The organism is Bacillus sp. USDA818B3_A (assembly GCF_009928415.1).
Taxonomy (GTDB): domain Bacteria; phylum Bacillota; class Bacilli; order Bacillales; family Cytobacillaceae; genus Neobacillus.
Genome location: NZ_JAABNN010000024.1, coordinates 1 through 25,459, shown reverse-complemented (window position 1 = coordinate 25,459; position 25,459 = coordinate 1). Strand labels below are relative to the sequence as shown.

Here is a 25,459-nt window from a genome sequence, read left to right as displayed (position 1 = left end):
TTCCTAAGTACTATTAGATAGGTTCGGCTTAATAGAAAATTTAAAATTTAAGGAGTTTATTATGAACGAGAAAGATATCTATCAAGAAAATCAAGGAACAATTGGCATCGATGAAAGGCTTTCCCGTCTAAAAACCTTTTTATACGGGCTCCAGCACGTTTTTGTTTCAAATGTATGGTTGGATCCTATTTTTGTTGCTGCCATGATTGGGCTGCCGCTCTCCCAATCTGCTAATATTGTTAATTCCATTTTTATAACGGCGGGAATGGTTACGTTAATTCAAGCTACCAAGTTAGTAAAACTCCCTATTATTCAGGGGCCATCAGCAGCTTTCGATGCTCTTATGATTTCCGCAGGGAAAGCGAATAATCTAGCATCGGCAAGCGGTGGTATTTTTGTCAGTGCCATCATTGTATTTCTATTGTCCATTACTGGGGTTATTGGGCGGTTAAAAGCGATCTTTACTCCTGTTGTTTCAGGGACAGTAATCTTCCTTGTAGGAATATCTTTATCTCAATTTACTTTATATGAGTTTTTGGGTGGTTCACCGGGGGACAAAACATTTGTTAGTCCGGATACCCTCTTACTTTCTATCTCAACGGCAGCTATCGTTTTGTTATTATCCCTCTTTGGCAAAGGAATGTGGAAGTCTTTCTCATTTTTAATTGCTTTGATAATAGGGGATATTCTAGCCTTTATGATTGGAAAAACCAATTTCTCAATGATTTCCAAAAAAGATTGGCTTGGACTGCCGGACTTCCTTCCGTATGGTGGGCTAAGCTTTGACTGGAGCACTTTCCTGACATTCTTTATTGCTTATATCGTAGCGGTAATTGAGGCTATGGGTGTCTACCAGGCTTCAGCAGCCATGTTAAATACTGAATTAGATTCAAAGCGTATTCGAAACGGGTTTGCAGGTGAAGCAGCGGGTTCATTTATTTCTTCATTAATCGGAGGGTTCCCGACTACTGCCTATGCTCAGAATGTAGGATTGCTTCGTTTAACGGGGGTAGGCTCTAGGTATCCGGTTATGGTGGCAGGAATCATTTTTTTAGTACTTGGTTTAATTCCAAAGGCTGGATCCTTGCTTGCTTTAACACCGGACGCCGTAGTCGGTGGGATCTTTTTGCCTGCAGCGGCCTCTTTAATCTATACCGGAATTTCTATTCTAAAAAACGTAAAAAGTTCAGAGAAAAATTATATGATTATCGGCCTATCCATACTTTTATCTGTATCCATGCCATCTTATTTTGATAATGCCAAAGGAGCCCTTGGGACATTTCTTACGAATAGCATTTTAATTGGTGCGTTCACATCTGTTTTCCTACAACTATTATTTATTAATATTCCAAACTGGATAAGAAGAGGAGAGTCTATATGAGAGAGACATCAAAAGAAATCACAAATCAAATCCTTAAGTTCATAGAAACTTACAAACAGCCAATGACCAGTGAAAATGAATATGAGCAGGATTTTAATACTATTGCGCTTCAGCTTTTTCGCTATCAATTTCAACATAATCTGCCTTTTAAGAAGTTTTGTCAGACCAGCAAAAAGACACCATTGACCGTTAAGCATTGGGAACAAATTCCTCCTATGCCCATTCAGGGATTTAAGTATTTAACCCTGTCCTGTGAACCTGTTGAAGAAGCAAATGTTTTTATGACAAGTGGGACAACAAACCCTGAGTTGAAGGGGAAAAACTATCATCCAACTTTTTCGGTTTGGGATACATCCATGAAAGAGCCCTTTAAACAATATGTGCTGCCAGATTTAGAACGGATAAAAATTTTCGTTTTATCACCTGCCGAGGATATGAATCAAAACTCTTCGCTTTCCAGGTATTTGTCCAATGCCGTCTCCTTTTTCGGAACGAAAGAAAGCCGATTTTTCTTTGGACAAGAAGGATTGAGATTGGATGAGTTTGCCGAAGCCCTGAAAGAGTCAGAGAATAGCGGGGAACCATTGATGTTAATGGGGGCGACTTTTTCTTATGTGCATGTTCTCGATTATTTAAAAGAAAAAGGAATTAAAGTTTCCCTTCCAAAAGGCAGCCGTATTTTTGATACGGGGGGCTTTAAAGGAAAATCTCGAGAAGTGGAACAAGAAAATTTATACAATATGTTCCGCGAAATTTTCCAGGTTGAACGTAATGGAATTATCAATATGTATGGAATGACAGAATTGAGTTCGCAAATATACGATCAGACTATTAGAAGTGCTTTTTTGGAAAATAAAGTTATTCATGATAAGAAAGGACCGTTATGGGTTCAAACCAGAGTTCTGAATACGGACACTTTAGAGCCCGTACCAGAGGGGGAAGTCGGTGTTCTTGCCCACTATGACTTGGCTAATTGGAATTCTTGTCTAGGAATCTTAACAGAGGATATTGGATATAAAACAGAGTTTGGCTTTGTCTTACTAGGCAGGGTAAAAGGGTCTGAGGCGAGGGGTTGTTCGATTGCTGTAGATCAACTTTTACAGTCAAATTTAGGTGGTGCAAATCACTAGTGGAGAACGTAGAATTGCGGATCTATTGGGTTCCTAAATCTATTGAAATACGAAAAGAAGGGGAACAAAGAATAGACTGCGAAAAAACTTCATTTGTTTTTAAATATCCAATTCTTGATGGAGAGGATATTGAGAGGATAGCTCGGGAAGTTTCAAGTAATCGAGATAACTATTTATTTACTTTATCTATAAATGAAATAGTAGAAAAAATAGATCAAGCGGTTCAAAAATGGTTGCACCCCGATTATCCTTTACGCCAATTAGCAGAAAAGGTAATCCCAGTAATTACTGGATATGATGCCGAGATGGTCCGGCTCGAGCTGAAACAATATATTAGGATGTTCCGCAAAAAAGAATTGCTTCGTTTTCTGGAAGAAGAATTCGATAATCCGGCCATGTTGGATGAATTCAGACCTCGAAAGTCCGGTGGAATGAGTAAAGCTTTTGGGCCAACAAGTATATTTCATGTTTTTTCAGGGAATGTTCCTGGAGTGCAAATTTGGAGCCTGGTGATGGGGATGCTGGTGAAATCTGCAGCTATTGGAAAGTCTTCGATGTCTGAACCGCTTTTTCCTGTATTATTCGCACAATCATTAGCCGAGGTAGACGAAAAGTTGGCTGATACGATAGCCATCCTACCCTGGAAAGGGGGAACATCGGAGCTTGAGGAACCAGCGATTCAATCTGCCGAGGCTGTGATTGTGTATGGCTCACAAGAAACAGTTGAGAAGGTTAGAGAAAAAGTGCCTGTAGGTAAAAAGGTCTTATCCTATGGCCATAAAATCAGTTTTGCGATGGTAGGAAGGGAAGCTTTAACCCCAGATCATTACTATGAAACGATCTATAATCTTGCCAAGGATATATCGGTTTATAATCAGCAAAGCTGTATGACTCCTCAATCTGTGTATGTGGAAAAAGGGGGAGCTGTAAATCCGGTGCAATTTGCACAGATGCTTGCCTCAGAACTGAACCGTTACAACATAAAACATCCGAGGGGAAAGGTTTCCGATGAAGAAGCCATGTCCATCCTGAGGTTTCGGAATCGTTATCAGATGCAGGCGTTCGAAAACGAAGGTATTTCTGTATATGCTAGTGCTGGAAATACCTCCTATACAGTGGTTTATCACGATGAAGCTGGGTTTGAAGGATCACCGCTAAACAGGTCGGTCCATGTTTACTCTGTTGAAACCCTTGAAAAGTCTTTACCTTTCATTAAATCTTTCCGAATGTATTTGCAGTCCTGTGGTCTGGCGGTGGCCCCTGACCGGTTATTTAAAATGGCTGATTTATTGGGTTCATTTGGGGTCAATCGGATTTGTACGATTGGGAGTATGAATCAGGCAAAAGCCGGCTGGCATCATGATGGGGGATTTAACCTCCTTGATTTAGTAAAGATGACGGATATTGAGAGGGATGTTGAACAGTATCTGGAACGTTTTGACCCAGATGTGGAATAAAGGAGCTGCAGCTAATGAACTTAAAGGATAAAGTGGTATTAATTACAGGAGCCAGCAGAGGAATTGGGGCAGCTATTGCTAAAAAATTCGCTGTGGAAGGCTCGTTTATTATCGTAAATTATTTAAAAAACGAACAACTAGCCGAACATGTGGTAAAGGAAATTGAGAAATTAGGTGGCCAGGGAGTTGCCATACAGGCTGATGTGACAAATGAAGACCAGGTTAATGACATGATGGAACAAATTATGGATTCACTTGGCGGGATCGATGTTGTTGTAAATAATGCTTTAAGCCATTATACCTTCAATCCTAAAACAAGAAAAACAGCTTGGGAATTAAATTGGAGCGACTATCAACTGCAATGGGAAGGGAATGTTCACGGAGCCTATAATTTATGTAAAGCAGCCATGCCTTATATGAAAAAACAAATGTCAGGAAGAATAATAAATATTGTTAGTAATTTAATCGATTTTCCTGTTATCCCTTACCATGATTACTCGACTGCCAAAATGGCTTTACTAGGATATACAAGAAACCTTGCCAAAGAGCTTGGTTCTTTTGGAATTACTGTAAATGCCGTTTCTCCCGGTTTAACCTATGGAACAGACTCAAGCAAAGAAACGCATGAAGATGTTAGAGAATCCCTAATCGATTTAACTCCGATGCGCCGTTTAGCTATGCCAGAGGATATTGCAGGAAGTGTATTATTTTTAGCCTCAGATCTATCTGCATTTATTACAGGGCAATGTATTAATGTTGATGGCGGACTTGTAATGAAATAATGTATTTTTAGTAAATTTCAAATACTGTTAAAAAGATTATTAACGAAACAGAGGGCGCTTGACTATATGATGTCAGATGATATTCAAAACAATCTATTATAAGAACAAGGTTTGTTGAAGTAGGAATCCTTATTTACATTAAAGTAAAAGCCATACTTTATTAAGCTTAGAGTATGGCTTTATGTTTAATTTGTTTCATCGCCCCCTTCATGAAACATTTAACTACTTGCAAAAACTAGGAACAAGATTAAAAACGCTAACAAATAAGGAGTTTTCAAGAATACCTATACTCAAATTTCTTTTTTGTGGACCAATATCAACTAGCAATCGTTATTCATTATTATTAATTATTAATGAAATGAGATTTTGCAAAAGAGGTAAAGAACTAGTAGATGAGTAATGTAATAAAAAAGGACTACTTAATTAATAGTCCCACATGTGAAAAGTATTAATGTTCCTAAAAAATTCTTCTATTAATGAGCGTGCATCGTCGAGCACCTCTGTTGATTAAAGCACGTGCTTGTCCTAGTGATATTCTGACAAGAACTGCTTCGTCCATGCCGCCGACTTCTACATCAAACACAGCAAATGCCTCTCCATCTACAATAAATACACATTCAACATCTCTGATATTAAATCCATCAAAGTTGTTTAAAACTGTACATTCCATAACTCCTGCGTTTATTAAAACCCTTGCCTCTCGTGCGGATATCCGTATAAACACGAATTCCTCGATGTCAACATTTCCTGCTTCCACTTCAATTTCGGCTAAAAGAAAGAAACCATTTCTTCTCGTCCTGAGTACACAATTTGCCCCTATTGAAACAACATCATCCATGCTCATATTCATCACCCCCTCTCTACTATTAAATTCCGTAGTGAAGGAAAGGTGTGGACAAATTATACATTAATTTTGTTTATCTTTTTAAATTTTGCTAGGGAACCTACGAGATGAATTGGGAGCAAGGATTCATATAGATAGTAAGTAGAATAAACAGCCTACAATTATTGAGAACTTTCGCTTCATGGAGGGATAACGGGATAGTTTTGTCCAGATATCAAAAACTAACAGAATGAAACGATAATATGTTATACGAGGAGAAGGTGTTCAAGATCTAGAACATCAATTTGTGATAGACTGGAAGAAAAACACAGAGCAACAGATTCCTATACACAGCGCGACAAAGGAAAAGGGAGCAACCTCGCATCGATTTACTGCTATTATAGCGGAGAAAAACTCGGGCAAGATTATTCAATGCTGTTTCAACAAGCAAAAGAATCCATCATTATAATAACACCTTATTTTATACTCAAGAAAGACAAAAAAGGTTAACATTACCAATTCATTATGATAATATGAATTTAATCTTTTAGAAGAGGTGAGTTTAGTTGAGTAGAGTTGAGCAGAGTGCAAAGTTAGAATTAGAACGAATTGTTTTTATTGGGAGAACATTTGAAGAGTATTTAAAAATGTTCTCACTTTCCGAGGAAGAACTACTAGGAAAGAAAATCCTCGATTGCCCTGCAGGGGCTTGTTCCTTTACTGCTGTTGGTAACAAATCAGGTTTAGATGTAACAGCTTGCGATATTGCATATTACCATTCGGGTCAAGACCTAAAAAATAAAGGGCTCCAGGATATTGAACACGCGATGGAACATATGCATAAAGCCCAAAACAATTATAAATGGGATTATTTCAAAGATATAGAAGGACTAAGAAGCCATCGTTTAAGTGCCTTACAAGATTGTGCCAAAGATATGAGGGAATCCAGCGAAAGATATATTCCCGTTACCTTACCTTCTTTACCGTTTAAGAATGATGAATTTGATATTCTTCTCTCTGCGCATTTTCTATTTATGTATGCGGATAGATTAGATTATCAATTTCACAGCCAAACGATAAATGAGTTATTGAGGGTTACGAAACAGGAAATTCGTATTTTCCCTTTAGTTGATTTGGAGGGAAAAAGATATGAGTTTTTAGATAAATTTATAAGTTACCTGAATAACAATGGCTGCACAGTTGAAGAAGTGAATGTACCATATGAATTTCAGACAAATGCTAACTCGATGTTAAAAATAAGAAAAGGTTAGTAAAGCAAGGGCAACGTGGAGGCGTTGGCCCTTTTTTATACACCTATTATTGAACTAACGGGGTGCGAAAGTTTAATAGGAGCAATCGCTTTTATTGTTCCTTTAACGTGGGCAGGTTTGTTGATGAAGGATATTTTCTGTTTTAAGCGAAATAGAATAACAAACAAACCTAACACGAATAAAGGTATTGAAAATAACGGGAACATAGGAGGTATGAGATATGAGGATCAATAGAATAGATCATGTGAGTATAAACGTAAATGATCTTTCAGAGTCTAAAGCGTTTTTTCTTGATTTAGGACTTGAAGTGCAAGCGGAATGGGAATTGGATGGAGAACTGTTGGACAGAATAGTTGGGCTTAATGATGTTAAAACGGCATGTGTAGGAATGGGAATGCCAGATGGTCAGGCATGGATAGAGTTAGTTAAATATTATTCGCCGTCAGGTGAAATAGAAATTCAGCAACCTTTTGCAAATACGCTGGGTATACGACATATTTGTTTTGCTGTTGATGATATTGAAGCCATTGTTGAAAAATTGAAAAAGAATGGCACTGAAATCTTTAGTGAAATACAGCAATATGAAGAAAGTTATAAGTTATGCTACGTTCGTGGTCCAGAAGGAATTATTTTAGAGTTGGCGGAGAAAATCAGATAAATATGGAATGGGACTTTAGATTTCCAACTTAAAGATTCCTCTTAAACTCTAGAGTGCGTTAATTAAAGAAGTGGCAGAATAACGGGATTGGTTTTGAGGTAGAAAAGTTAATTAACACATCAAATAGCAAAAAAGGGGGAGGCTTTAGTCCCCCTTTTACCATATCAATTAGGTCAACTTTCAGCGCTAAAATTAACCTTTTTCATCTTTTTTCATCAACTTCTTTAATTTTTCTTCAGTAGAGGAACCCTCGACAGGAGTATAAATGCTGCACCAAAAATCCGTAGTACCATGAACTTGTAACGAAGATAAATTAAAAATCATTTTACCTGCTTTCGAATGTCTAAATTCAATTAAAACCTCGGGAGCCATATTTACCTGATTTTCCTGCCACAGAGACCGAAACTCTGGATTAAGATTAGTCATTTCCTCGAGAAATTGAGTGTACCATTCATCCCCCATATATTGTCCATAATATACCCGGAAGATGGAAAGGAAGCCTTTCACAAAATGCTCCCAATTGACAGCTAGAGTCCTCAATTCTTTCCTAGTAAACACTAAGCGGATTAAGTTTCTCTGTTCAATAGGAATTTGTTCGAAATCCAAGAAAACATAGGCTGCTGCAGGATTCCAGCCAACGATTTGGAAATGCCGGTCAGTGATCAGAGTAGGGCAATATTTTAATTCTGTTAAAATTTTTTCTAAAGAAGGGGAAATTTTTGTTTGTAAAACGTCTTGTTTATACACATTAGTGTTTACCTCTAAAGCTAAATCGTATAAATACTTTCGTTCATCATTATTTAATTGTAGGGCAGAGGCAATCGAATCTAGTACAGAAGACGAAACCTTAATATCTCGTCCTTGTTCCAGCCATGTATACCAGGTGGTGCTCACTCCCGCTAACTGGGCTACTTCCTCCCTCCTTAGACCAGGAGTTCTCCGTCGAGTTCCCGTTGGTAATCCTACTGATTGAGGTTGTATATTTGCACGTTTTGACTTTAAAAATTCCGATAGGGCTTCTAATCTAGTTTTGCTATTCATCACAATCCTCCTATCGTAAACCCATTATCGTATTACTGATTATACTATGATAAACAACAACTTGTAATAGGATAAATCCAGTGTGAAAATAGAGATAATCATTACGAGGGGGAATAACGATGGAACGAGTTGTGATTACAGGAATGGGTGTTGTGTCACCCTTAGGAAACAATGTTGAAAATTTTTGGAAGAATTTAACCGAAGGCAGATCTGGAATATCTTACATTCATACATTTGATGTAAGTAAACATAAAACCAAAATTGCTGGACTAGTTAAGGATTTTAATGCTGAAGATCTACTTGGTCAGAAAGATGCTAGGCGTATGGATCGATTCTGTCAATTCTCTCTTGCTGCAGCTGAACAAGCATGGAACGATTCCAAACTAAACTCTACGGAAATTGATTTAGAGCGTCTTGGTGTATATGTTGGTTCAGGAATCGGCGGAATAGAGACGTTAACTAAAAATATTGATATTCTTCGAGAAAGAGGACCGCAAAGGGTAAGCCCAGCGTTGGTTCCAGCAATGATTGCAAATGCGGCTTCGGCACAAATCAGTATTAAATATGGTGCATTGGGTCCTGCCATGGCACCGGTCTCCGCATGTGCAATTGGAAATACAGCTATTGGTGAGGCATTCAGAACAATTCGGTATGGTTTCGTTGATATTGCATTTGCCGGTGGGGCGGAAGCTGCCGTAACAGAATTGTCATTAGCCAGTTTTGAAAATGCAACTGCTTTGTCTTCACGGAATGATGACCCAAGTGTTGCTAGTCGTCCCTTTGATTCGGATAGAGATGGATTTGTCATGTCTGAAGGGGCAGGAATCTTAATACTTGAATCTTTAACACATGCTTTACAAAGAAAAGCACAAATTTATGCTGAAGTAATTGGATACGGTGCTAGTTCTGATGCCTATCACATGGTTTCCACTCATCCAGAAGGTAGAGGAGCATATCTAGCAATGAAAATGGCTTTAAAAGATGCGTCCATTACTATTGATGATGTTGATATGATCAGTGCTCATGCAACAAGTACTAAGATAGGTGACATATCTGAAACAATAGCTATAAAAAAATTGTTTGGCGAACAGGCATACAGAATACCTGTTACTGCAAATAAGTCGATGACAGGCCATTTATTAGGAGCAGCTGGCGGAGTTGAAGCTATTGCATTAGCAAAAAGCCTGCAGGAGGGCATTATTCCTCCCACTATTAACTTAGAAAAAACCGATCCCTTATGTGATTTAGATTTTGTACCAAATATAGCCCGACAAACAAATCCCCAAATAGGTCTCTCCAATTCATTTGGGTTCGGCGGGCATAATGCTGTCATTGCTTTGAAAAAATATGAAATGTAAAAATAAATTTAAAAATTGGATAGAAAATCAACAATACGCTTTAAAAGAAAAATAGCATTATACGGTTTAGATTCTTTAGTTATGAAGACGCATTAACCAGTGGTTAAAGGACGGTTAAAAGGGTGACTCTTGTATATTGATTAGTTAAAAAACTATTTATAATAAATTAAGCTCTTTTAAAGTGGGCAGAGAAATATAAATATGAATTTAAAAAAGGCTAATTCTAAAAAAATAGAATAATTTTACAATTTGTGAATAATCACTCGGCACACGTTTTACAAGTACAGACATGAGTGCGCAAGTTAAAGCAGCAATTATTAGCCGTCCTGAAGGACCTTTGTAGCTCTCAGAATTGCTAATATTATTAAGGCTTGTTTGGCGGAAATAGGTAAGACATACCTTTACAACTTTATTGGGATATGTGGATGTAACAAAAGGTGCTCTCTAACGAGTGCACCTTTTGTTTTATTCAATCATAGTGGTATTATAGTTAGTTACCTAAATCCATTAATAATTCGTGGACAATATGTTGTTCAAGATCATTGGGCTTATCCAACAGGATCCCTCTTCTAGAAGCAGCTGCAATTATTAGTCCTAATTCATAATACATATTTTTAGAAACTATTCCTTTTGTAATCATTTTCTTCACTTCATAATAAAATTGAATCAAAAAATCACTTGGTAATTTGTCATACAAAGACATTTTTACAAACACCTACTATTCCTACTTTATTAATAGGAATAATATCAATTAAAACTTAAATTGAAAAGAGTTTTTCGCCAGATTCATATATTTTTCATTGAATCTACAAATACTTAAGCTTAAATCTTGTTGAACTAACGAAGCAGGTAGTAAAAGGGGCTTTATTAATTTTTATTTATGGAAATAATAGGAAAACAGAGTTCGGTTGTAGAAACAATTAACGGGCCTAAAATAAAGGAGGAACATAATGGACAAATTCAGTTTGTTTGGCAAATTCATGGTACAAGAAGGCGAACGTGACACAATGGTAGATATCTTGTTGGAAGCAGCAGAATCAATGAAGAATCTTGATGACTGTGAGATATATCTCGTAAATATTTCTGAAAGTGAACCAAATTCTGTTTATGTTTATGAAGTTTGGAGTAATGAAAATGCCCATCAAGCTTCTCTAACTCTTGAAGCTACACAAACATTAATAAGGCGTGCAAAACCAATCATAACCGGAATGGAAAGAATCACTACCCTAAAAACAAGGGGTGGGAAGGGTATTTCTTCGAGTTAATTTAAGAAAACCAAATTTTATGTCACCCATTTTACCGTTTTATGGTAATGTTAAAGTAATATATTTATATCGGGGTGACAAAGTTATGGGAATTATTTTTACTTTATTTTACGGGTTTATTGGTTTAGTCGTCCTATTTCTTATAATTGCTTATGCAGTTAGTGCTGGCATTGATAATTCAAAGCAAGTTAAGGCTTTAAGGAGCGAACTGAAAGAAATAAAAAAACAGCTTAATAATTAATGTTAATAGGTTCCTTAAAAAAGAACAAGGACGTTATCCATTAATAAAAGTACTTAAATGGTCGGTCTATAATGATGATCATTGCATCAGTTCTTTTTTGATTCTTCCAATCAAATGACAGGTTAGTTAAAAAAAGAACGCAAAATATTTTGACTTATTTTAAATAGGCAGGGGATTATATTAGTATTAACCATTTAAAAGAAGGTATAAAGATTGAGTCCTGAGAAAAAAAAAGAAATAGTAAGAAACTTTTATAAAGAAGTGGATGATGCTAATGATAAATATTTTCACTTTTGGAAGGAGCATACCTTATTCCATTGGGATTGGTGGTTATCCTTTGGTTTAACAATCATTCCCTGGATTATTTGGTTGCAACTTAGACAGAAAGAAACTACTGCACGTTATATGTTTTCAGCATTTTTTATAATTATAATAACTTCTTGGTTAGACTTTATTGGTGTAGTGTTAGGGCTATGGTATTACCCAAGCAAGATATTACCTACAATTCCTTCCTATATTCCTTGGGATTTTTGTATGTTTCCTGTATCAATGACAATTTTTATGCAATTTAAACCTCAAATATCGCCATTTAAAAAGGCAATAGTTTATAGTTCCTTAGTATCGTTCGTAGGAGAACCATTATTTCAACTCATTGGATTTTATACGATGGTACATTGGAAGTATATATATTCTTTTCCGATATATTTAATAATTTATCTATGTGCGGATTGGATAAGTAAACGTAAAACATTTTAACCATTACCAATGTATTTTGGATAATTTTATGATGTCATTTGCGAGAGTAAGTATGTGAAGAAATATACTTTAGATGTTTCAGTAGATCAGTTAGATCTCTAAGCATACCTTTTACTTTTTTACTACATAACGGAATAAAATTTACATAAACACTATTTATCTGTTAAGGGAGGTAATGTGATGGAAAACACGGTTTTTGGCCCGACCACTTCCAAAGTACAAACCGTTGAGATGCTTATTGAAAGCTTCCCTACCCAGATTAGAGAAATCATTGAAGTATTACGATCTGTCGCCAAGGCAAACATGCCAGGTGCATATGAATTTGTGTATCATAATGCCCTCAACTACAAATTGCCTGAATCACCAGGTACGTGGATCTGCTACATTTCAGCTCAAAGAAATTATGTAAGGTTGGGTTTTTTCTTCGGGGCAAATCTTCTTGACCCAAAAAAACGGTTAGAAGGCACCGGTAAACGTATGCGTCATATCAAAGTAAGGACAGTAGTGGAAGCAGGCACTGATGAATTGGTAGAATTGATTCGACAGGCCTGGGCCGATGCAGACGTATTAACTAAAAAATAACTGAGAGTCGAGAGGGTGAGTAAACCTTCCAATTAATCTGATATTGAACCCGACAGAAATATCTGAAAAAACGTTAGTTAGATTTGAAAAATGAAATTTTCTTATTCCTAATGGGTGCGACTCTTTTCTTTTTTTATTAATGAGCAGAATACTTCAATAAAGTTTGTTTCCTTTGTATGATGGAACTACAAAAAACTTCCTTTTGAGGTGTTATTATGTTCGGTAAAAGGTCTTAATCATTTTTTATTTTCTGTATCAAATTTGGAGAAATCGATAGAGTTTTATAAAAATGTGTTTAATGCAAGGTTGTTGTCTAGGGCAGAAGTACAGCTTATTTTGATTTGAATGGTATATGGCTTGCCCTTAATGAAGAAACAAATATTGTCCGCAATGAAATCAGCCAGTCATACACTCATATTGCATTTACAATAGAAGAAGTCGAATTTGATGATATGTACCGTAAACTTGGGGGATTGAATGTAAACATCCTTTCAGGTCGTCGAAGAGACGAAAGAGATAAAAAATCCATTTACTTTACAGACCCTGATGATCATAAGTTTGAATTTCATACAGGTACTCTACAAGATAGGCTGAATTATTATAAAAAGGAAAAGTCACATATGGAGTTTTACAATTAATAATTTATGTTGGATTAAAAACTGTTTATCGAAAATTGTGAAGTACACGTTAAAGAAACGAATTAGATAACCTTCAAATAAGAAGGTTTTTGTTTTGCGTACTTTGAAGAACGGCTGCCATAATAGGCGGCTTTTTTATTATCAAAAAGTATATTAAAATAATATTGTAATGAAATTAACATATTTCTGTGATGAGTATGTCATACCTTTCTAGTATAGTGAACCTATCAAATCACACTAGGAGGAAACAATCATGCTAAAGAAATTTATCGTAGCCTTTACTATTTTAGCTTCTTGTGGCTCTTTGTTCGCCGCCAAGGGTGAAAAAGCGGAAGCAGCAACTTATAATTATCATACAGCTGCCATTTCAATTGCGAAATCTAATATCGGAGTTCCTTACCGATGGGGCGGGATGTCGCCAAGTGGATTTGACTGTTCAGGTCTTGTGAAGTATTCATACGGAAAAGCGGGAAGAACACTAAATCGCACAGCTGCCCAAATGTACTATGGAAACGGATATCGGCCATCTAATTTGCAGATAGGTGACTTACTGTTCTATGGACCGTCCAAAGTAAGTGCCCCAACGCATGTTGCGATCTATATCGGGTACGGGAAAATGATCATGGCATCCTCATCAAAAGGTGTCATTATCACCAACACAAGCAACCCATATTGGCATGCTAGATATATTGGAGCAAAGCGAGTATAAAGATCATCGATGACGATGGTCTTTTTTCTTTTAACAGACGAAGATAAATCCTATAATGAAACCGCGTTTATAAGAAAACGCGGTTAATAACATTTCTCGTTAATGTTTTGATTGAAAGAGAAGCTACTTTAACCGAACAAAAAAGGATAAACCACTGATTAAAAGCCCAAGAAAAATCAAGCCTACAGCTGACGAGTTCTTTTTTTCTTTGAATAAATAGTAAGCATAATAAAAACTATATAACGTTCCCAAGCCTATAATAGACCAAAAGATCATATGCATTAATCCCTCACCTTATCCATTTCGGATTCTTTCATTTGCTTTCCGAATCCTGTAATTTCTACGTCTACCTTAATATCGATATCAGCAAAAGGGTATCTTTTATGAGTCCAATCCCATTTTTCATATTCCTTAACGGTCCAGAACAATGGTCTAGCATATAACGACCAATAAAATGGATCGGATTTAAATTCCCTTTGGGATTTAATTACAACATTCATCATGTGTTTCTGTATTTCTTTTTCCAGCATTTTTTTTAAAATCGTTTGTTTTTTTATGTCATGAGCGTAATCTTCAAAACTTGGCACAGACAGCAATTCTGCTTCAATTGGTACATGTGCAGTAATTTTGATTGGTCCATTCCGACGATAGACCTTCACTTTGGTGTGGTTTTTTTTCTTTAATCTCATAGCAACTTTGAATTTTTTATGTAATGGATCTGTATAACTGACAAACATGTCTTCCACTTTGGATGTATTATCAAGAAATATAGCGCTGCGGGTCTCTTCTCCAGTTAACGTTCCAATCATTTTTCCTTCCTTAATAACAGCAGAACCCATTAGCTGAATGGAGTTTCCTCCTTCTTTAGGAACACGGCCGGCCGTGTAGTGGTCTTCCTGGTTAAACTCATTGTTGCCGCTTTTCTTATTTACATCCCCATAAATAGCTAAAAAAACATCAGCATCACCATCTGTAATAGCCATTAAACGATTAAGGGTGGATTCTGGCACCATACCGGTTTCTACCGAACGTTCGATCATAAATTGATAATATTTATGGGGTCTAATCAATAGTTCGGGTTTATTGTTTCTAATAAATTCAGAAGCTTTCCCTTTTGTAATAATTAAACTTGTTTCCCTTCTTATTTCCCTTTCCTTAAGGACAGAACCTAAAAATTGATAAAAAACATCCTTCTTTGCCAGTTCTTCCGATACAATGATCGCTCTAGAATGACTAAAGGAAATCTGTCTTGTAATAGACGAATTTGCCATATTTTTAGCAGTCACGATGTCGGGTGCAGTCAAAGTAACGATGTTCCTTTCAGGATGTTCTTCATCTACGGGAGCACCTTTAATGTTCATTTTGGGGTTTGCTAATTGAAACGTAACATCAACAGCTTGTTCTTTATTTAAGTCTACATTTTTAGGCACATCCAACCCAATGACAACCGTATAAGACATCTGTTCTAACTCTTTTTTATCCCAACATCCAGAAAGAAGAAAAACAGAGAAAACCATAAAAATTAAGAGTTTTCCCGGTATCATTTATTTAAAACCTCCTTGACTTTTAAGACTGTCCATAGAGATAGAGGCAGAAGAATGTAAATAGATGTTCCTAAATAAAACATAAAGTTACGAACCTCGAAAATGTTATAAATCTCATTTTCAGGAATCATGCCAACAATAAGGATAAGGATGGTTAAAGGGAAAATCAAGTGTTCAAATTCCTCAATTTGAAACAAAAACCCAAATAATTTAGATAAAAAGTAAATGGATACAGCAAATTTAATAACCACGCATACCGCCCAGAATGTTAAAAAGAAAGTCTCCACATTTGTGATTACTGTTCCGACAGAAACCAGTCTTGTTGCTTCACTGAAAGGATAGGTGATTTTATCAGCACTTCTAAAATCAAAGGCAAGTGTATAGCTAATATGAAATAAGACAACAAGAGCCACGCAATAGGCTGAAGAAATAACAATGCCTTTCGTATAGGTTTTGTGGTCCTTTATATATGGATACATCATAGATACAGCAAAAAGTTCTGCGAACGTAGAACCGAAATGAAAACTTTGTTTTGCTAAAGTTGGGAGTCCGGGGCCTATCAAAGGAAATATTCTCATAGGAGATTCTTCTTTCGCCAATAAAAAGAATAAAAGACCACAAGCGATGATCACATAAGGATAAATCATCCAAGCAAGGTAGCCCAATGATTCCCAGCCCTTTTTAGCGCACCACATGCAAACGAATAAAAAAAGGGAAAATAAAGCGAATAAAGGGGTTTTCGGTAAATTCATGGTAAGCAATTGATCGACGTAACTTCTGCTGTCAGTAGAAACGTTGATTAACAAATAAATAAAAAACATAAACAAAAAAGCAAATGAGAGATATTTTCCAAAACCTATTCGAATGATATCTAAAAGGGTTTTGGATTGCTGTTTTTTTAAGATTTTATTTAAGATGAATAAAGAAGGACATATACATATAAATGAACCCACAATAACGATCCAAGCAGCATTTATGCTGCTTCCAATAATGACAGAGGCTGTAATATCTGTCCCCTTCAAACCAATAGTGATAGCCAACAAACTAAACATTTCCCTTAAACCGATTTGGTCTTTTTCTCTCATAATGATTTGACCCCTATATTACTTATTTTGAGCTTGTTTTTTTTGGTCTTTTGGTTTGACGAAACCAGGTCTAAATCGTTCACTTGAAATCACTTTTCGTAATAAAGTATCCCCAGAAGATTTGTACCTTGGTGCCAACGGAGCAAAATAAGGTGCACCAAAAGATTTAAAAACCGACAAATAGGATAAACCAAAGATGAAACACAAAATCATGCCAAAAATTCCGAACAAACTTGCGGATAACAAAAATCCAAACCTCGTAATTCGCAGAGCATAATTTAAATTAACATCACTAATGGCAAATGAGGAAAGACCGGTTAATGCTACAACGATTACCACAATAGGGCTAACCACATTTGCTTCAACAGCAGCTTGACCTAGAATAAGTGCACCAACAATGCCAATGGTGGGGCCAATTGGTGTAGGAACTCGGATTCCAGCCTCGCGAATTAATTCAAATGCTGTTTCCATAATAAGAAGTTCTACGATTGCAGGAAATGGCACCATTTCACGAGCACCTGCAATGGCTAATAATAAGTCGATAGGAATCATTTCAATATGATAATTCGTAATGGCGATATAAATAGAGGGAGTAAACAATGTAATAAAAATCGCCAACATTCTGAGGAACCTTGTAAAATTCCCGTTTAAAAAACGCAAGTAGTGGTCATCTGCAGAATGAAAAAAGGACCAAAAAGTGGCCGGTGCGATTAAACAAGTAGGAGAATTATTCATTAGTAAAACGATAAACCCGTCTTCAAGAAATGAAGCTGCGCGATCAGGTCGTTCTGTTTGTAAGACGGTAGGAAATAGACTTTTTTTTCTTTCCTCTATTAATTGAGCAAGTAAATCAAGATTTTGAACTGAATCCTTGTCTATAGCCGTAATTCTTTTCTTTACTTCTTTTAAAATTTTATCGTTGACGAGGCTTTTATTGTAAAGGACATATACTTCATTATTAGAACGTGAGCCAACAATAAGTTTTTCTACAATAAAATCTTCACTTCTAATTTTCTTTCGAACTAATGAAATGTTAGCATCCACACGTTCGATAAAAGACTCTTTAGGACCAAATAAAGTAGTTTCATTTTGTGGTTTTTCGATACTTCTACCCTGAACAGAAGATGTTCTAAAAAGATAAACAGTTCTAGAACCTTCTAATAGGAGGAGAGTTTCTCCTATATTCAGGGATTTAACTGCTTCTTTAACCTCTTTAGTCTCATTGATAGAACTAACACTGACCATGGAAGGAATGTCTTTTGAGTTGGTACTGCTAGATAATAAAGGTTTGATGATTTCTTCTTCAATAACATAAGAATCGGATATTGAAGGTACAGAAAATAAAACGCCTTTCTTCCCAATGGATTCAATTTTAAACTTCCTAACAATCAAATCCACATTTTCAGGAAAATTATATATTTGTTCCATTCTTTCTTCGTCAATTTCCAAGTCTCCAGTAAAATACTCATATTCGGATGATTTATCATTTCGAGAAGTAAATTGCTGGTTGTTTTTAAAAGATGATTGGTTGTTTTTAAGGAAAGGGATTTTCACAATATTCATACACACCCTAGGATTTTTAATAGGAAATAAATGATCAGTTATTTTTGAAATCCAAACGGATACCGTAGATGCATTGAATATTTTTTCCATTAGGAACCCTTTTTACTCAAATAAAGCATTATTGCAAGAAATACTTGACAAACAACTCAAAGCACAGTAATCTTTCCGCTATAGTGAAGGTGATGCAATGCAGTTTCTTGCAGAATGGCAAGCATAAATATTGAACATAACAAATTAAGATGTAAATATTGTTATGCTTCTATTTCATGAATAGAAAGGGGGATTCTACTATAAATAACTATGTAAAAAGAACAATTAGGTTGATATTTGGACTTTTTTTATATGCACTCGGCTCTTTTTTAAGTATACAGGCTAACATAGGATTAGCCCCTTGGGAAGCATTCAGTATGGGGGGGGCTTATCTGACCCATCTATCATATGGTAATATCGTTGTCATTTCTGGCTTTGTTATCATTGCAATTGATTTTGCGTTTAAAGAAAAAATTGGATTTGGTACATTTCTTAACGCTATACTAATAGGAAAGTTTGTAGATTTGATTCAATTTGCAGATATTGTTCCCTTGATGACCAACTTTTGGCTTGGTGTACTAATGCTCCTCATAGGGCAAGTTGTTATCTGCGTTGGAAGCTATTTTTATATTGGTGCATCCCTCGGTTGTGGACCCCGCGATGCACTAATGGTTGCACTTGGAAAACGTATGCCAAAAGTACCCATTGGTGTAATAAGAAGTTTAATAGAATGTACCGTCCTTATTATTGGCTGGCTGTTAGGTGCAAAGGTTGGCGTGGGCACAGTAATATCTGTCTTTGGTATTGGACTTATTCTGCAATTCATTTTTAAATTATTACGTTTTGATGTAAAAAACATTAAGCATGAGAGTGTAGCTGATACAGTAAAAGCAAGAGCAAAAGCAATGTAATCGAAGACCATAACATTATTATGTAAACTAAAAAATCGGGAAAATAAGACGTCACAAGTACCCCAAAAGGGCTCAAGAGACGTCCTGTTTTTTTGGGAATTAGACACGAGATAGGGGAGTAATTTATAAAGATAAACTTCGTCTTGTTCTTTCTCATTTTCCAATACATAATCAAGCGTGTTCAAATACAAGACCTGTTTAATTTTTTTCAAGCCGGATCGCTTCATTCTTGATAATGATCGCTGAATGTTCCGGAGAATCATCATAAATTCCATCAATGATGGCTTGCGCATAACTCATAATGACCATCACCGGTGCTTTTAAATCATGTGAAATGCTTTGCATACCCTTGCTACGGAGCGAGTTTTGCTGATGGTGATTATAGTTTAATAAGATATGTTAAAATACACTGTAGAGATCATAGAAATTATAAATAATATTTAGTAGGTGAAACCTTTGAAAAAAATTATTTTCTTGGATATTGACGGAACATTAATGAATGATAATGGGGTCATTCCTGAATCAGCGGCACTTGCTGTTCGCAAGGCTAGAGAAAACGGTCATCTGGTATTTATCTGTACAGGCAGGTCTAGGAACATTATATTCCCTGAAATCATAGAGGTTGGTTTTGATGGCATTATTGGAGCGGCAGGTGGTTACATCGAAATCGGGGATAACATATTATTTCATGAGAAAATTAAAAAAGAGAACGTCCAGCATCTTGTGGAGTTTTTTGATACACATGAAATCGACTTCTTTCTGGAATCGAATGAGGGTACATTTTCCAGCAAAAACGCAAAGAAGCGAATGCTTTCTGATATAGAAAGATACTTACTGGATAAACCTGATTTTAAAGAAGAAATTGAAAAAGGATTCATGCCCTTCTATGAGATGTTAATTGAGGGAGAAGAGTTGATTCGGGAAAATGTCAATAAGATTGTTTTTTTTGGTTCCGATTCTTTACCCTTTGAAAGAATAGCACAAGAATTCGAATCGATATTCACGATTATTCCTAACACTGTGTCCGCATTTAAAAAGGATGGTGGGGAGTTATCTATTCTAGGTATTAACAAATCAACCGCCATTATGAAGGTGATTGAGCATTTTAACATAAGGAAAGAACATACCTTTGCCTACGGTGACAGTCTGAACGATTTGGAAATGCTAGAATATGTTCAGTATGGTATTGCGATGGGAAATGCTCACGAAGCGGTCAAGAAAGTAGCAGATGATGTAACCGAATCTCATGATCAAAATGGCATCTATAATAGTTTTAAGAAGTATGGGTTGATATAAGAAGAAAAATCAGATGCCTCTTTTTTTTATTATTTTAAGGCAGGTTAATGAAAAAGAGAAGTAAGATTGTAAAATATTAGTAGTTTTCAATTTCTATAAAAAATAATCGCGACTATTGTCAATACTTAACGAAATTTGTTTAACCAGCATACTTGGTGGGTATATGGAGAGTAACACAATCTTTTCATACTGAGGCGATTTCTAAATGCGAACAAGAACGAGGTATTATGTAACAATCACGGGAAATGATCAGGAAGAACAGGCTGTCGTAATAGCTTATTCTCCTGAGGAAATGAAAAGTTTAGTTCGAAAACTGTATAAAGATTTAATTTATGATGATAAGGGATTACCTTCAGGAGAAATTTTATATGAGGAAAAAGGACTTTTATAAATAAGATTACTGGAACTTTTCCCTTTTTTAACAATCAAATCATATTTTTTTTCTTTTTACATCCGGTGTATGAGTTAAAGAAGGATCGCTGCGGCGGTCTTTTTTTTGCTTGTTTTGATAACGGAGCAGATTACTCAGGAAGGCTTTATTAAGAAAGTTGAAGAATATATATATAAATAGATATAGGGGCGTATATATGAAAAATAACTTAGTTGCACTTTCGATTTTCTGTTTCGCAGTGTGTTTTGTGATTGGTTGTTGATTAATTTCAGAAAGGATCATTGGTGGTGAACGATGAAAAAGATCCCTAGTTTATTAGTTTTTTTAATTTTCCTATTGGTTGTTACTGCTTGTGGAGGTCCCTTTAGATCAATATCTTCCGAATTGTATGTGGTTAAAAAGGCACATTCAAAGGATTATAAAGAAGCATGGATAATAGCCTATGACCCCAACAGTATGAAAGGAAAGAATGAAATAAAAATAATGGTCCAAGAACCAATGGTCTGGAACTTGATTGAGGTAAATAAGACTTATTTTTCAAGTTACTCAAAAAAAGGAGATAATCCCTGGATATTACAACAAATTGAAAATCGTGGTGACAATGATACGTTAAGATGATTAAATTATAACGAACTCAATCTCATTGCGAATGGGTAAACGATGAGGAGATCTTTAAGAGTAAATCAAATGCATAAAACTTCTTATTAAATGAACAATGCATTAATTGAACAGTAAATCAAATAGACCGAGATTAAACTCGGTCTATTTTCTATACCATTAACAAAAAAGGAAACAGTCATTCAACTGATTCCTTTTTTAATTTGAACTCTACAGGATTTCAAATTAGGGACGTTCCACTTCAGCCCTTGTCGTTGTTGCGTAATCTGGGAATGCTGGGTCTGAAAGCGACTCTAATAGCTTCGACTGGTCAGAATTCTCTTTTACGTTTTGGGTGGTAAATGATCGAATTTGGTTCTTTATCTTTTCAATATTTTCTGGAGAAGCCATGCTTTTCAGTTGATTTATAACTTTAGTGCGAGATTCCTCATTCCTCAACAGGTAAGCGGCTCCGCCTATGGCTAATGTGCCCACAATCTTATTTAACATTATATTTCAACCTCCTCAATATGTTTATACCCTTTAATCCAATTATTAAACGGTATCATTTTCAGGCTTTTTATACATGTTAGAAGGTTAGAGTTTTTACGTTTGAATAAATATCAATTTAGTATGCACATTATAAACCTATTGTTTTCATTAATTAATTATTAAGAATACATGAATATGGAAAATGAAGTCATTTTTCGTGGTAAATTGTACTTAAAGAAAAGGAAGCTCGATTACTTAAGTAAGAGATAGAGATTCGGTGACATTGACAAAGTTAAGAATCTAAAAGTTTTTTTATATTGAAAAAAACAGGATTGTAGTGTCCATACTACTCATAGGTATAGGAGGATAAATCAATGGTTACAAGTGAAAACAAGGTCCAAAAACAAGAATTGATTCCTAAAAAGGAAAGATTATGGGTAATCGTGGCAATTATTTTAGTTGCTTTAATAATGTTATGGGAAGTTAAGGGACTATTACAGCTTTCATTAGCCACTCTGCACAGCAGGCAGTTCGAACATACATTTAAAGGTTTTGGCTCCAATGCAAGAATTGCCTTATTTTTTGTACTTGCTTATTATGTGCTTCTTCGTGTTATTAGGCTTCCTATGCTGAAAGGTCAAGCAAAGGTAAAAAAGTGGTTGTCCACCTTGCTGCGCTTTGCCCGCAGATGGCATACTCCAGTAGCAATTATCGGCATCGCTTTTATTATCTTGCATACGGTAGCTGTCTTTATGCACGGTTTCAAATTTGATTTTAATAATATAAGTGGATTGCTTTCCTTGCTAGTGCTGCTTCCAGTTCCAATATCTGGACTGTTTCGATATCAAAGAATGGACAGGAAGTGGCATTTGCGGTCTGGTGTTACTTTTGCAGTTCTATTTTTAATTCATTCTTTTTTATAAACTTAGGAGATTTAAGCCGAAACCAGATGGAGAATAACCATCTGGTTTGTTTACATGGTGAATAATCATACTTAACCGGAGTCAGATTTAGCAATCCTAGAATTTCAAATCTTGATATTACTGTGAATGATGGATTTAGATATATAATAACTACGAGGAGGTTGTTAACATGAAAGCAATTCAAGTTACACAATTTGGCGGGCCAGAGAAATTAGTATTTACCGACGTTGAGGAAATAGCAGCAGGAAAGGGAGAGGTATGTGTTCGATTATATGCCGCGGGTGTCAATCCTAGTGATACATACACCTTAACAGGTACATATGCGTTTAGTATACCTGAGTTGCCCTATACGCCAGGCTTAGACGGTGCGGGGATCGTGGAAGCGATTGGAGAAGAAGTCACCAATGTTCGTGTGGGTGATCGTGTATTTATTGCGTCCTTAATGGGAGGTAAAACTACAGGTACATTTGCTCAAAAAGTAGTATGTGATGCAACTTCGGTTCATCCTTTACCAGAAAAGGTGTCCTTTGAACAAGGTGCAGCATTAGGGGTCCCTGCATTAACAGCCTATCGTGCATTATTTCAACGTGCTTGTTTGAAGCCAGGGCAAACCCTTCTTATTCATGGAGCCAGTGGCGGGGTTGGATTACAGGCTGTGCAAATGGCGAAAGCTCATGGTGCTATAGTGATTGGAACGGCAAGTAAACACGAGGGTAAGAAACTGGTCCAGGAAGCCGGTGCGGATTTTGTTATTGATCATGTGACAGAAGCAACGATTGAAGAGGTGCTAGCCTTAATGGGTGGCAAGGGACCGGATGTTATTATTGAGTTTTTAGCAAATAAGAATTTAGAAACAGATTTAAAACTGATTGCACCATTCGGTAAAATTGTCATTATTGGAAATCGTGGTTCAATCGAAATAAATCCTCGTCTTGCCATGCAAAAGGAATGTGATATTTTAGCTACAGCTCTTTGGAATGCACCGCAAGATGAATATGAACAAAGCATTTATGGTGTAACTGGCATGCTGACAAGTGGGGCACTTCGTCCGGTGATTGGTACAACTTTACCGCTTCAGCAAGTGTCAAAGGGCTTTGAACAGATAGAAAAAGGGATAGGAAATGGGAAACTTGTTTTAACAATTGACTAGTGAGGAAACGATCCTCTTGTTGAGCTGTATGCTTTGCTGCTTGAAGCAGAAGACGGATACGTTATATAAACGAAAAAATAAAGGGAAAGCCATTGGCTTTCCCTTTATCCTTCGTATGAATCTGAACTTTTACACAGATATTAATAAAAAAGTGAAATTAGGTGCTTCTTTTGCGTACTGCATTGTGTTTAATCCTTTTACTTTGTTGCTGGAAATGGGGCGATTTCAAAAACTGGGAGAAATACTACCCCACTATTTTATATATGATTGTAAATCAGCTTTTATATAATTTTTTTGTTGACGGGCATTATTTTCTTTGGAAGATGGAGAGTGAAAATTTTTTACTTGATAGAACATTTTCCGTATTAGTGGCAGCTTTTATAATATTTCCTTGCATTATAATATTGTTTCTTTCCCACTTACCCAAGTCCATGAGGAAGCAAATGGGATATATAATATTATGGGGATTTATTCTTTGTAATATAGAAGGAGTAATGTATTTAACTGAAAATATAACATATCATCATGGTTGGAATTACTGGTGGTCAATTGCTTTTAATTTCCTAATGGTTAGTATGTTAAGGTTTCATTACTCTAAGCCGATTTCAGCATGGATTGTTTCATTTGTATTTACGGCCTTTTTTGTCATTTATTTTCACGTTCCTTTGCCTGAACACTAATCCATATATTTGGGTAAGAGTGACATCTGTTGCGTTTTTTCTTGTCGAACGGTAGGGGTTTTTATGACTGAACTAGTTTTTTTATGGATGTGATATATAATCAAAAAAATGATTAAATGAAGGGGAAATACTTATGTGGAAACTCGTATTTCTAGCTTTTGGCATCTTTAACTTAGCAGCAATTTTGATACCAAAAAAGCTGAATAAAATAGAAATTTACGCTACTTCTTTTTTTGCCTTTACCTATGGTGTTACAGTAGATATGATATTAGACCTTCATTATAATTTGTATGGATATTTTGAAGAAGGATTTCAATGGCTGGGACTTATAGCGATATTTATGTATTTTCCTTCTATAAGTGTTTTGTTTCTTAATCTTTACCCTTTAAAAAGCAATAAAGGAGGAAAGATATTTTACATCTTAGCTTGGACCGTTTTTTCACTTGCTTTTGAATGGTTTTGTCTACATACTAAGTTTTATTATCAGAATGGGTGGAAGCTTTGGTATTCCGCTATTGCTTATCCAATAATATTTTTAATACTTCTGATTAATTTAAGGTTCGTTCGGAGACTAATCAATCAGATTTAGGATGCAGTCCCATGTTTATTTCTATTTAGATTGTGAAGGATTAAATTTTAACTAAAGGGTGGGTGTGCGGCCGAGCCTAGGTCGTATCATATAACGGGTGGGATTCCCGTCGAGTA

The 25,459-nt window shown here is 35.9% G+C and carries 28 protein-coding genes and 2 pseudogenes; 22 read left to right on the top strand and 8 right to left on the bottom strand.

Features of this window, described 5'->3' with window-relative positions; all coding sequences use genetic code 11:
• Positions 1-61 precede the first annotated feature (61 nt).
• From GXK58_RS23595 to GXK58_RS23580, 4 genes are read left to right on the top strand one after another with little or no spacing between them, the layout of a single operon-like run.
• The gene (locus GXK58_RS23595; protein ID WP_160725625.1) at positions 62-1,381 is read left to right on the top strand and encodes a solute carrier family 23 protein; all 1,320 of its coding nucleotides are present in this window, start codon (positions 62-64) and stop codon (positions 1,379-1,381) included.
• Positions 1,378-2,511: a LuxE/PaaK family acyltransferase gene (locus GXK58_RS23590; protein ID WP_160725624.1), complete on the top strand. Its 1,134-nt coding sequence runs from the start codon at positions 1,378-1,380 to the stop codon at positions 2,509-2,511. Before GXK58_RS23595 ends, GXK58_RS23590 begins: the two co-directional genes overlap by 4 nt.
• Entirely contained in the window at positions 2,511-3,968 is a 1,458-nt protein-coding gene (locus GXK58_RS23585) for an acyl-CoA reductase (RefSeq protein WP_160725623.1), read from the top strand. The genes GXK58_RS23590 and GXK58_RS23585 overlap by 1 nt, the downstream gene beginning before the upstream one ends.
• 14 nt (positions 3,969-3,982) lie before the next feature.
• The gene (locus GXK58_RS23580; protein ID WP_160725622.1) at positions 3,983-4,750 is read left to right on the top strand and encodes an SDR family oxidoreductase; all 768 of its coding nucleotides are present in this window, start codon (positions 3,983-3,985) and stop codon (positions 4,748-4,750) included.
• A 457-nt stretch (positions 4,751-5,207) separates the two neighbouring features.
• On the opposite strand, the gene GXK58_RS23575 is transcribed toward GXK58_RS23580, so the two are convergent.
• Positions 5,208-5,594 (bottom strand): hypothetical protein, encoded by a 387-nt coding sequence (locus GXK58_RS23575; protein WP_442862500.1) that lies wholly within the window; start codon positions 5,592-5,594, stop codon positions 5,208-5,210.
• Positions 5,595-5,841: 247 nt separating this feature from the next.
• Between GXK58_RS23575 and GXK58_RS27400 the strand changes: the two are divergent.
• The 3 genes and pseudogenes from GXK58_RS27400 to GXK58_RS23560 all read left to right on the top strand — a co-directional run.
• Positions 5,842-6,065, top strand: a pseudogene (locus GXK58_RS27400) (cardiolipin synthase); the annotation flags it as partial.
• Between the two features lie 74 nt (positions 6,066-6,139).
• Positions 6,140-6,844, top strand: a complete 705-nt coding sequence (locus GXK58_RS23565) for an SAM-dependent methyltransferase (RefSeq protein ID WP_160725620.1) — start codon at positions 6,140-6,142, stop codon at positions 6,842-6,844.
• A gap of 220 nt (positions 6,845-7,064) precedes the next feature.
• On the top strand, positions 7,065-7,502 hold the full coding sequence (locus tag GXK58_RS23560) for a VOC family protein (protein ID WP_160725619.1): 438 nt from the start codon (positions 7,065-7,067) through the stop codon (positions 7,500-7,502).
• Between the two features lie 192 nt (positions 7,503-7,694).
• Here GXK58_RS23560 and GXK58_RS23555 read toward each other — a convergent pair whose 3' ends face one another.
• Positions 7,695-8,543 carry a helix-turn-helix transcriptional regulator gene (locus GXK58_RS23555; RefSeq protein WP_160725618.1) on the bottom strand — a complete coding sequence of 283 codons (849 nt, stop codon included), beginning with the start codon at positions 8,541-8,543 and terminating at the stop codon, positions 7,695-7,697.
• 119 nt (positions 8,544-8,662) lie between these two features.
• Here GXK58_RS23555 and fabF point away from each other — a divergent pair, with 119 nt between their 5' ends.
• Positions 8,663-9,901, top strand: coding sequence for a beta-ketoacyl-ACP synthase II (gene fabF, locus GXK58_RS23550; RefSeq protein WP_160725617.1), 1,239 nt, complete (start codon positions 8,663-8,665; stop codon positions 9,899-9,901).
• A 490-nt stretch (positions 9,902-10,391) separates the two neighbouring features.
• Here fabF and GXK58_RS23545 read toward each other — a convergent pair whose 3' ends face one another.
• Positions 10,392-10,604, bottom strand: coding sequence for a hypothetical protein (locus GXK58_RS23545; protein ID WP_160725616.1), 213 nt, complete (start codon positions 10,602-10,604; stop codon positions 10,392-10,394).
• 247 nt (positions 10,605-10,851) lie between these two features.
• Between GXK58_RS23545 and GXK58_RS23540 the strand changes: the two genes are divergently transcribed.
• The 6 genes and pseudogenes from GXK58_RS23540 to GXK58_RS23515 all read left to right on the top strand — a co-directional run bounded on the left by GXK58_RS23540 (position 10,852) and on the right by GXK58_RS23515 (position 14,092).
• On the top strand, positions 10,852-11,166 hold the full coding sequence (locus GXK58_RS23540) for a putative quinol monooxygenase (RefSeq protein WP_160725615.1): 315 nt from the start codon (positions 10,852-10,854) through the stop codon (positions 11,164-11,166).
• An 85-nt stretch (positions 11,167-11,251) separates the two neighbouring features.
• Complete coding sequence (locus tag GXK58_RS23535) at positions 11,252-11,407, top strand: hypothetical protein (protein ID WP_160725614.1); 156 nt, start codon at positions 11,252-11,254, stop codon at positions 11,405-11,407.
• A gap of 213 nt (positions 11,408-11,620) precedes the next feature.
• Positions 11,621-12,163 carry a CBO0543 family protein gene (locus GXK58_RS23530; protein ID WP_160725613.1) on the top strand — a complete coding sequence of 181 codons (543 nt, stop codon included), beginning with the start codon at positions 11,621-11,623 and terminating at the stop codon, positions 12,161-12,163.
• A 180-nt stretch (positions 12,164-12,343) separates the two neighbouring features.
• Complete coding sequence (locus tag GXK58_RS23525) at positions 12,344-12,745, top strand: DUF1801 domain-containing protein (protein ID WP_160725612.1); 402 nt, start codon at positions 12,344-12,346, stop codon at positions 12,743-12,745.
• A 207-nt stretch (positions 12,746-12,952) separates the two neighbouring features.
• Positions 12,953-13,383: pseudogene (gene fosM / locus GXK58_RS23520) on the top strand (FosM family fosfomycin resistance protein).
• Between the two features lie 253 nt (positions 13,384-13,636).
• The gene (locus GXK58_RS23515; protein WP_160725611.1) at positions 13,637-14,092 is read left to right on the top strand and encodes a C40 family peptidase; all 456 of its coding nucleotides are present in this window, start codon (positions 13,637-13,639) and stop codon (positions 14,090-14,092) included.
• Positions 14,093-14,373: 281 nt separating this feature from the next.
• Here GXK58_RS23515 and GXK58_RS23510 read toward each other — a convergent pair whose 3' ends face one another.
• From GXK58_RS23510 to GXK58_RS23500, 3 genes are read right to left on the bottom strand one after another with little or no spacing between them, the layout of a single operon-like run.
• Positions 14,374-15,636 (bottom strand): Ger(x)C family spore germination protein, encoded by a 1,263-nt coding sequence (locus tag GXK58_RS23510; protein ID WP_160725610.1) that lies wholly within the window; start codon positions 15,634-15,636, stop codon positions 14,374-14,376.
• Complete coding sequence (locus tag GXK58_RS23505) at positions 15,633-16,721, bottom strand: GerAB/ArcD/ProY family transporter (protein WP_160725609.1); 1,089 nt, start codon at positions 16,719-16,721, stop codon at positions 15,633-15,635. Before GXK58_RS23505 ends, GXK58_RS23510 begins: the two co-directional genes overlap by 4 nt.
• Positions 16,722-16,739: 18 nt before the next feature.
• Positions 16,740-18,170, bottom strand: coding sequence for a spore germination protein (locus tag GXK58_RS23500; protein WP_237389762.1), 1,431 nt, complete (start codon positions 18,168-18,170; stop codon positions 16,740-16,742).
• 521 nt (positions 18,171-18,691) lie between these two features.
• Between GXK58_RS23500 and GXK58_RS23495 the strand changes: the two genes are divergently transcribed.
• Positions 18,692-19,225, top strand: coding sequence for a YczE/YyaS/YitT family protein (locus tag GXK58_RS23495; RefSeq protein ID WP_202171444.1), 534 nt, complete (start codon positions 18,692-18,694; stop codon positions 19,223-19,225).
• 198 nt (positions 19,226-19,423) lie between these two features.
• Here GXK58_RS23495 and GXK58_RS23490 read toward each other — a convergent pair whose 3' ends face one another.
• Positions 19,424-19,570, bottom strand: a complete 147-nt coding sequence (locus GXK58_RS23490; protein WP_202171443.1) for a hypothetical protein — start codon at positions 19,568-19,570, stop codon at positions 19,424-19,426.
• 111 nt (positions 19,571-19,681) lie between these two features.
• On the opposite strand from GXK58_RS23490, the gene GXK58_RS23485 reads away from it, so the two are divergent.
• The 3 genes from GXK58_RS23485 to GXK58_RS23475 all read left to right on the top strand — a co-directional run bounded on the left by GXK58_RS23485 (position 19,682) and on the right by GXK58_RS23475 (position 21,530).
• The gene (locus GXK58_RS23485; protein ID WP_160725608.1) at positions 19,682-20,521 is read left to right on the top strand and encodes an HAD family hydrolase; all 840 of its coding nucleotides are present in this window, start codon (positions 19,682-19,684) and stop codon (positions 20,519-20,521) included.
• Positions 20,522-20,726: 205 nt separating this feature from the next.
• Complete coding sequence (locus GXK58_RS23480; protein ID WP_160725607.1) at positions 20,727-20,912, top strand: hypothetical protein; 186 nt, start codon at positions 20,727-20,729, stop codon at positions 20,910-20,912.
• A gap of 294 nt (positions 20,913-21,206) precedes the next feature.
• Positions 21,207-21,530 (top strand): hypothetical protein, encoded by a 324-nt coding sequence (locus tag GXK58_RS23475; RefSeq protein WP_160725606.1) that lies wholly within the window; start codon positions 21,207-21,209, stop codon positions 21,528-21,530.
• A 225-nt stretch (positions 21,531-21,755) separates the two neighbouring features.
• Here the strand turns inward: GXK58_RS23475 and GXK58_RS23470 are convergent, their stop codons facing one another.
• Positions 21,756-22,019, bottom strand: a complete 264-nt coding sequence (locus GXK58_RS23470) for a hypothetical protein (protein ID WP_160725605.1) — start codon at positions 22,017-22,019, stop codon at positions 21,756-21,758.
• A gap of 356 nt (positions 22,020-22,375) precedes the next feature.
• On the opposite strand from GXK58_RS23470, the gene GXK58_RS23465 reads away from it, so the two are divergent.
• From GXK58_RS23465 to GXK58_RS23455, 4 genes are all read left to right on the top strand, one after another.
• Positions 22,376-22,924, top strand: coding sequence for a hypothetical protein (locus GXK58_RS23465; protein ID WP_160725604.1), 549 nt, complete (start codon positions 22,376-22,378; stop codon positions 22,922-22,924).
• 169 nt (positions 22,925-23,093) lie between these two features.
• Complete coding sequence (locus GXK58_RS23460; RefSeq protein WP_160725603.1) at positions 23,094-24,074, top strand: NADPH:quinone reductase; 981 nt, start codon at positions 23,094-23,096, stop codon at positions 24,072-24,074.
• 161 nt (positions 24,075-24,235) lie between these two features.
• Positions 24,236-24,754 carry a CBO0543 family protein gene (locus GXK58_RS27785; RefSeq protein WP_442862498.1) on the top strand — a complete coding sequence of 173 codons (519 nt, stop codon included), beginning with the start codon at positions 24,236-24,238 and terminating at the stop codon, positions 24,752-24,754.
• 133 nt (positions 24,755-24,887) lie between these two features.
• Positions 24,888-25,343: a CBO0543 family protein gene (locus GXK58_RS23455; protein ID WP_160725602.1), complete on the top strand. Its 456-nt coding sequence runs from the start codon at positions 24,888-24,890 to the stop codon at positions 25,341-25,343.
• Positions 25,344-25,459 lie beyond the last annotated feature (116 nt).

What these genes read in the sequence shown, in the direction of transcription:
- GXK58_RS23595 (WP_160725625.1), top strand. Translation starts at nt 62, where the DNA reads ATGAACGAGAAAGATATCTATCAAGAAAATCAAGGAACAATTGGCATC.
- GXK58_RS23460 (WP_160725603.1), top strand. Translation starts at nt 23,094, where the DNA reads ATGAAAGCAATTCAAGTTACACAATTTGGCGGGCCAGAGAAATTAGTA.
- GXK58_RS23535 (WP_160725614.1), top strand. Translation starts at nt 11,252, where the DNA reads ATGGGAATTATTTTTACTTTATTTTACGGGTTTATTGGTTTAGTCGTC.
- GXK58_RS23470 (WP_160725605.1), bottom strand. Translation starts at nt 22,019, where the DNA reads ATGTTAAATAAGATTGTGGGCACATTAGCCATAGGCGGAGCCGCTTAC.
- GXK58_RS23525 (WP_160725612.1), top strand. Translation starts at nt 12,344, where the DNA reads ATGGAAAACACGGTTTTTGGCCCGACCACTTCCAAAGTACAAACCGTT.
- GXK58_RS23505 (WP_160725609.1), bottom strand. Translation starts at nt 16,721, where the DNA reads ATGAGAGAAAAAGACCAAATCGGTTTAAGGGAAATGTTTAGTTTGTTG.
- GXK58_RS23540 (WP_160725615.1), top strand. Translation starts at nt 10,852, where the DNA reads ATGGACAAATTCAGTTTGTTTGGCAAATTCATGGTACAAGAAGGCGAA.
- GXK58_RS23510 (WP_160725610.1), bottom strand. Translation starts at nt 15,636, where the DNA reads ATGATACCGGGAAAACTCTTAATTTTTATGGTTTTCTCTGTTTTTCTT.
- GXK58_RS23480 (WP_160725607.1), top strand. Translation starts at nt 20,727, where the DNA reads ATGCGAACAAGAACGAGGTATTATGTAACAATCACGGGAAATGATCAG.
- GXK58_RS23475 (WP_160725606.1), top strand. Translation starts at nt 21,207, where the DNA reads ATGAAAAAGATCCCTAGTTTATTAGTTTTTTTAATTTTCCTATTGGTT.
- GXK58_RS23560 (WP_160725619.1), top strand. Translation starts at nt 7,065, where the DNA reads ATGAGGATCAATAGAATAGATCATGTGAGTATAAACGTAAATGATCTT.
- GXK58_RS23490 (WP_202171443.1), bottom strand. Translation starts at nt 19,570, where the DNA reads ATGCAAAGCATTTCACATGATTTAAAAGCACCGGTGATGGTCATTATG.
- fabF (WP_160725617.1), top strand. Translation starts at nt 8,663, where the DNA reads ATGGAACGAGTTGTGATTACAGGAATGGGTGTTGTGTCACCCTTAGGA.
- GXK58_RS23515 (WP_160725611.1), top strand. Translation starts at nt 13,637, where the DNA reads ATGCTAAAGAAATTTATCGTAGCCTTTACTATTTTAGCTTCTTGTGGC.
- GXK58_RS23465 (WP_160725604.1), top strand. Translation starts at nt 22,376, where the DNA reads ATGGTTACAAGTGAAAACAAGGTCCAAAAACAAGAATTGATTCCTAAA.
- GXK58_RS23575 (WP_442862500.1), bottom strand. Translation starts at nt 5,594, where the DNA reads ATGAGCATGGATGATGTTGTTTCAATAGGGGCAAATTGTGTACTCAGG.
- GXK58_RS23455 (WP_160725602.1), top strand. Translation starts at nt 24,888, where the DNA reads ATGTGGAAACTCGTATTTCTAGCTTTTGGCATCTTTAACTTAGCAGCA.
- GXK58_RS23590 (WP_160725624.1), top strand. Translation starts at nt 1,378, where the DNA reads ATGAGAGAGACATCAAAAGAAATCACAAATCAAATCCTTAAGTTCATA.
- GXK58_RS23495 (WP_202171444.1), top strand. Translation starts at nt 18,692, where the DNA reads ATGGGGGGGGCTTATCTGACCCATCTATCATATGGTAATATCGTTGTC.
- GXK58_RS23555 (WP_160725618.1), bottom strand. Translation starts at nt 8,543, where the DNA reads ATGAATAGCAAAACTAGATTAGAAGCCCTATCGGAATTTTTAAAGTCA.
- GXK58_RS23580 (WP_160725622.1), top strand. Translation starts at nt 3,983, where the DNA reads ATGAACTTAAAGGATAAAGTGGTATTAATTACAGGAGCCAGCAGAGGA.
- GXK58_RS23545 (WP_160725616.1), bottom strand. Translation starts at nt 10,604, where the DNA reads ATGTCTTTGTATGACAAATTACCAAGTGATTTTTTGATTCAATTTTAT.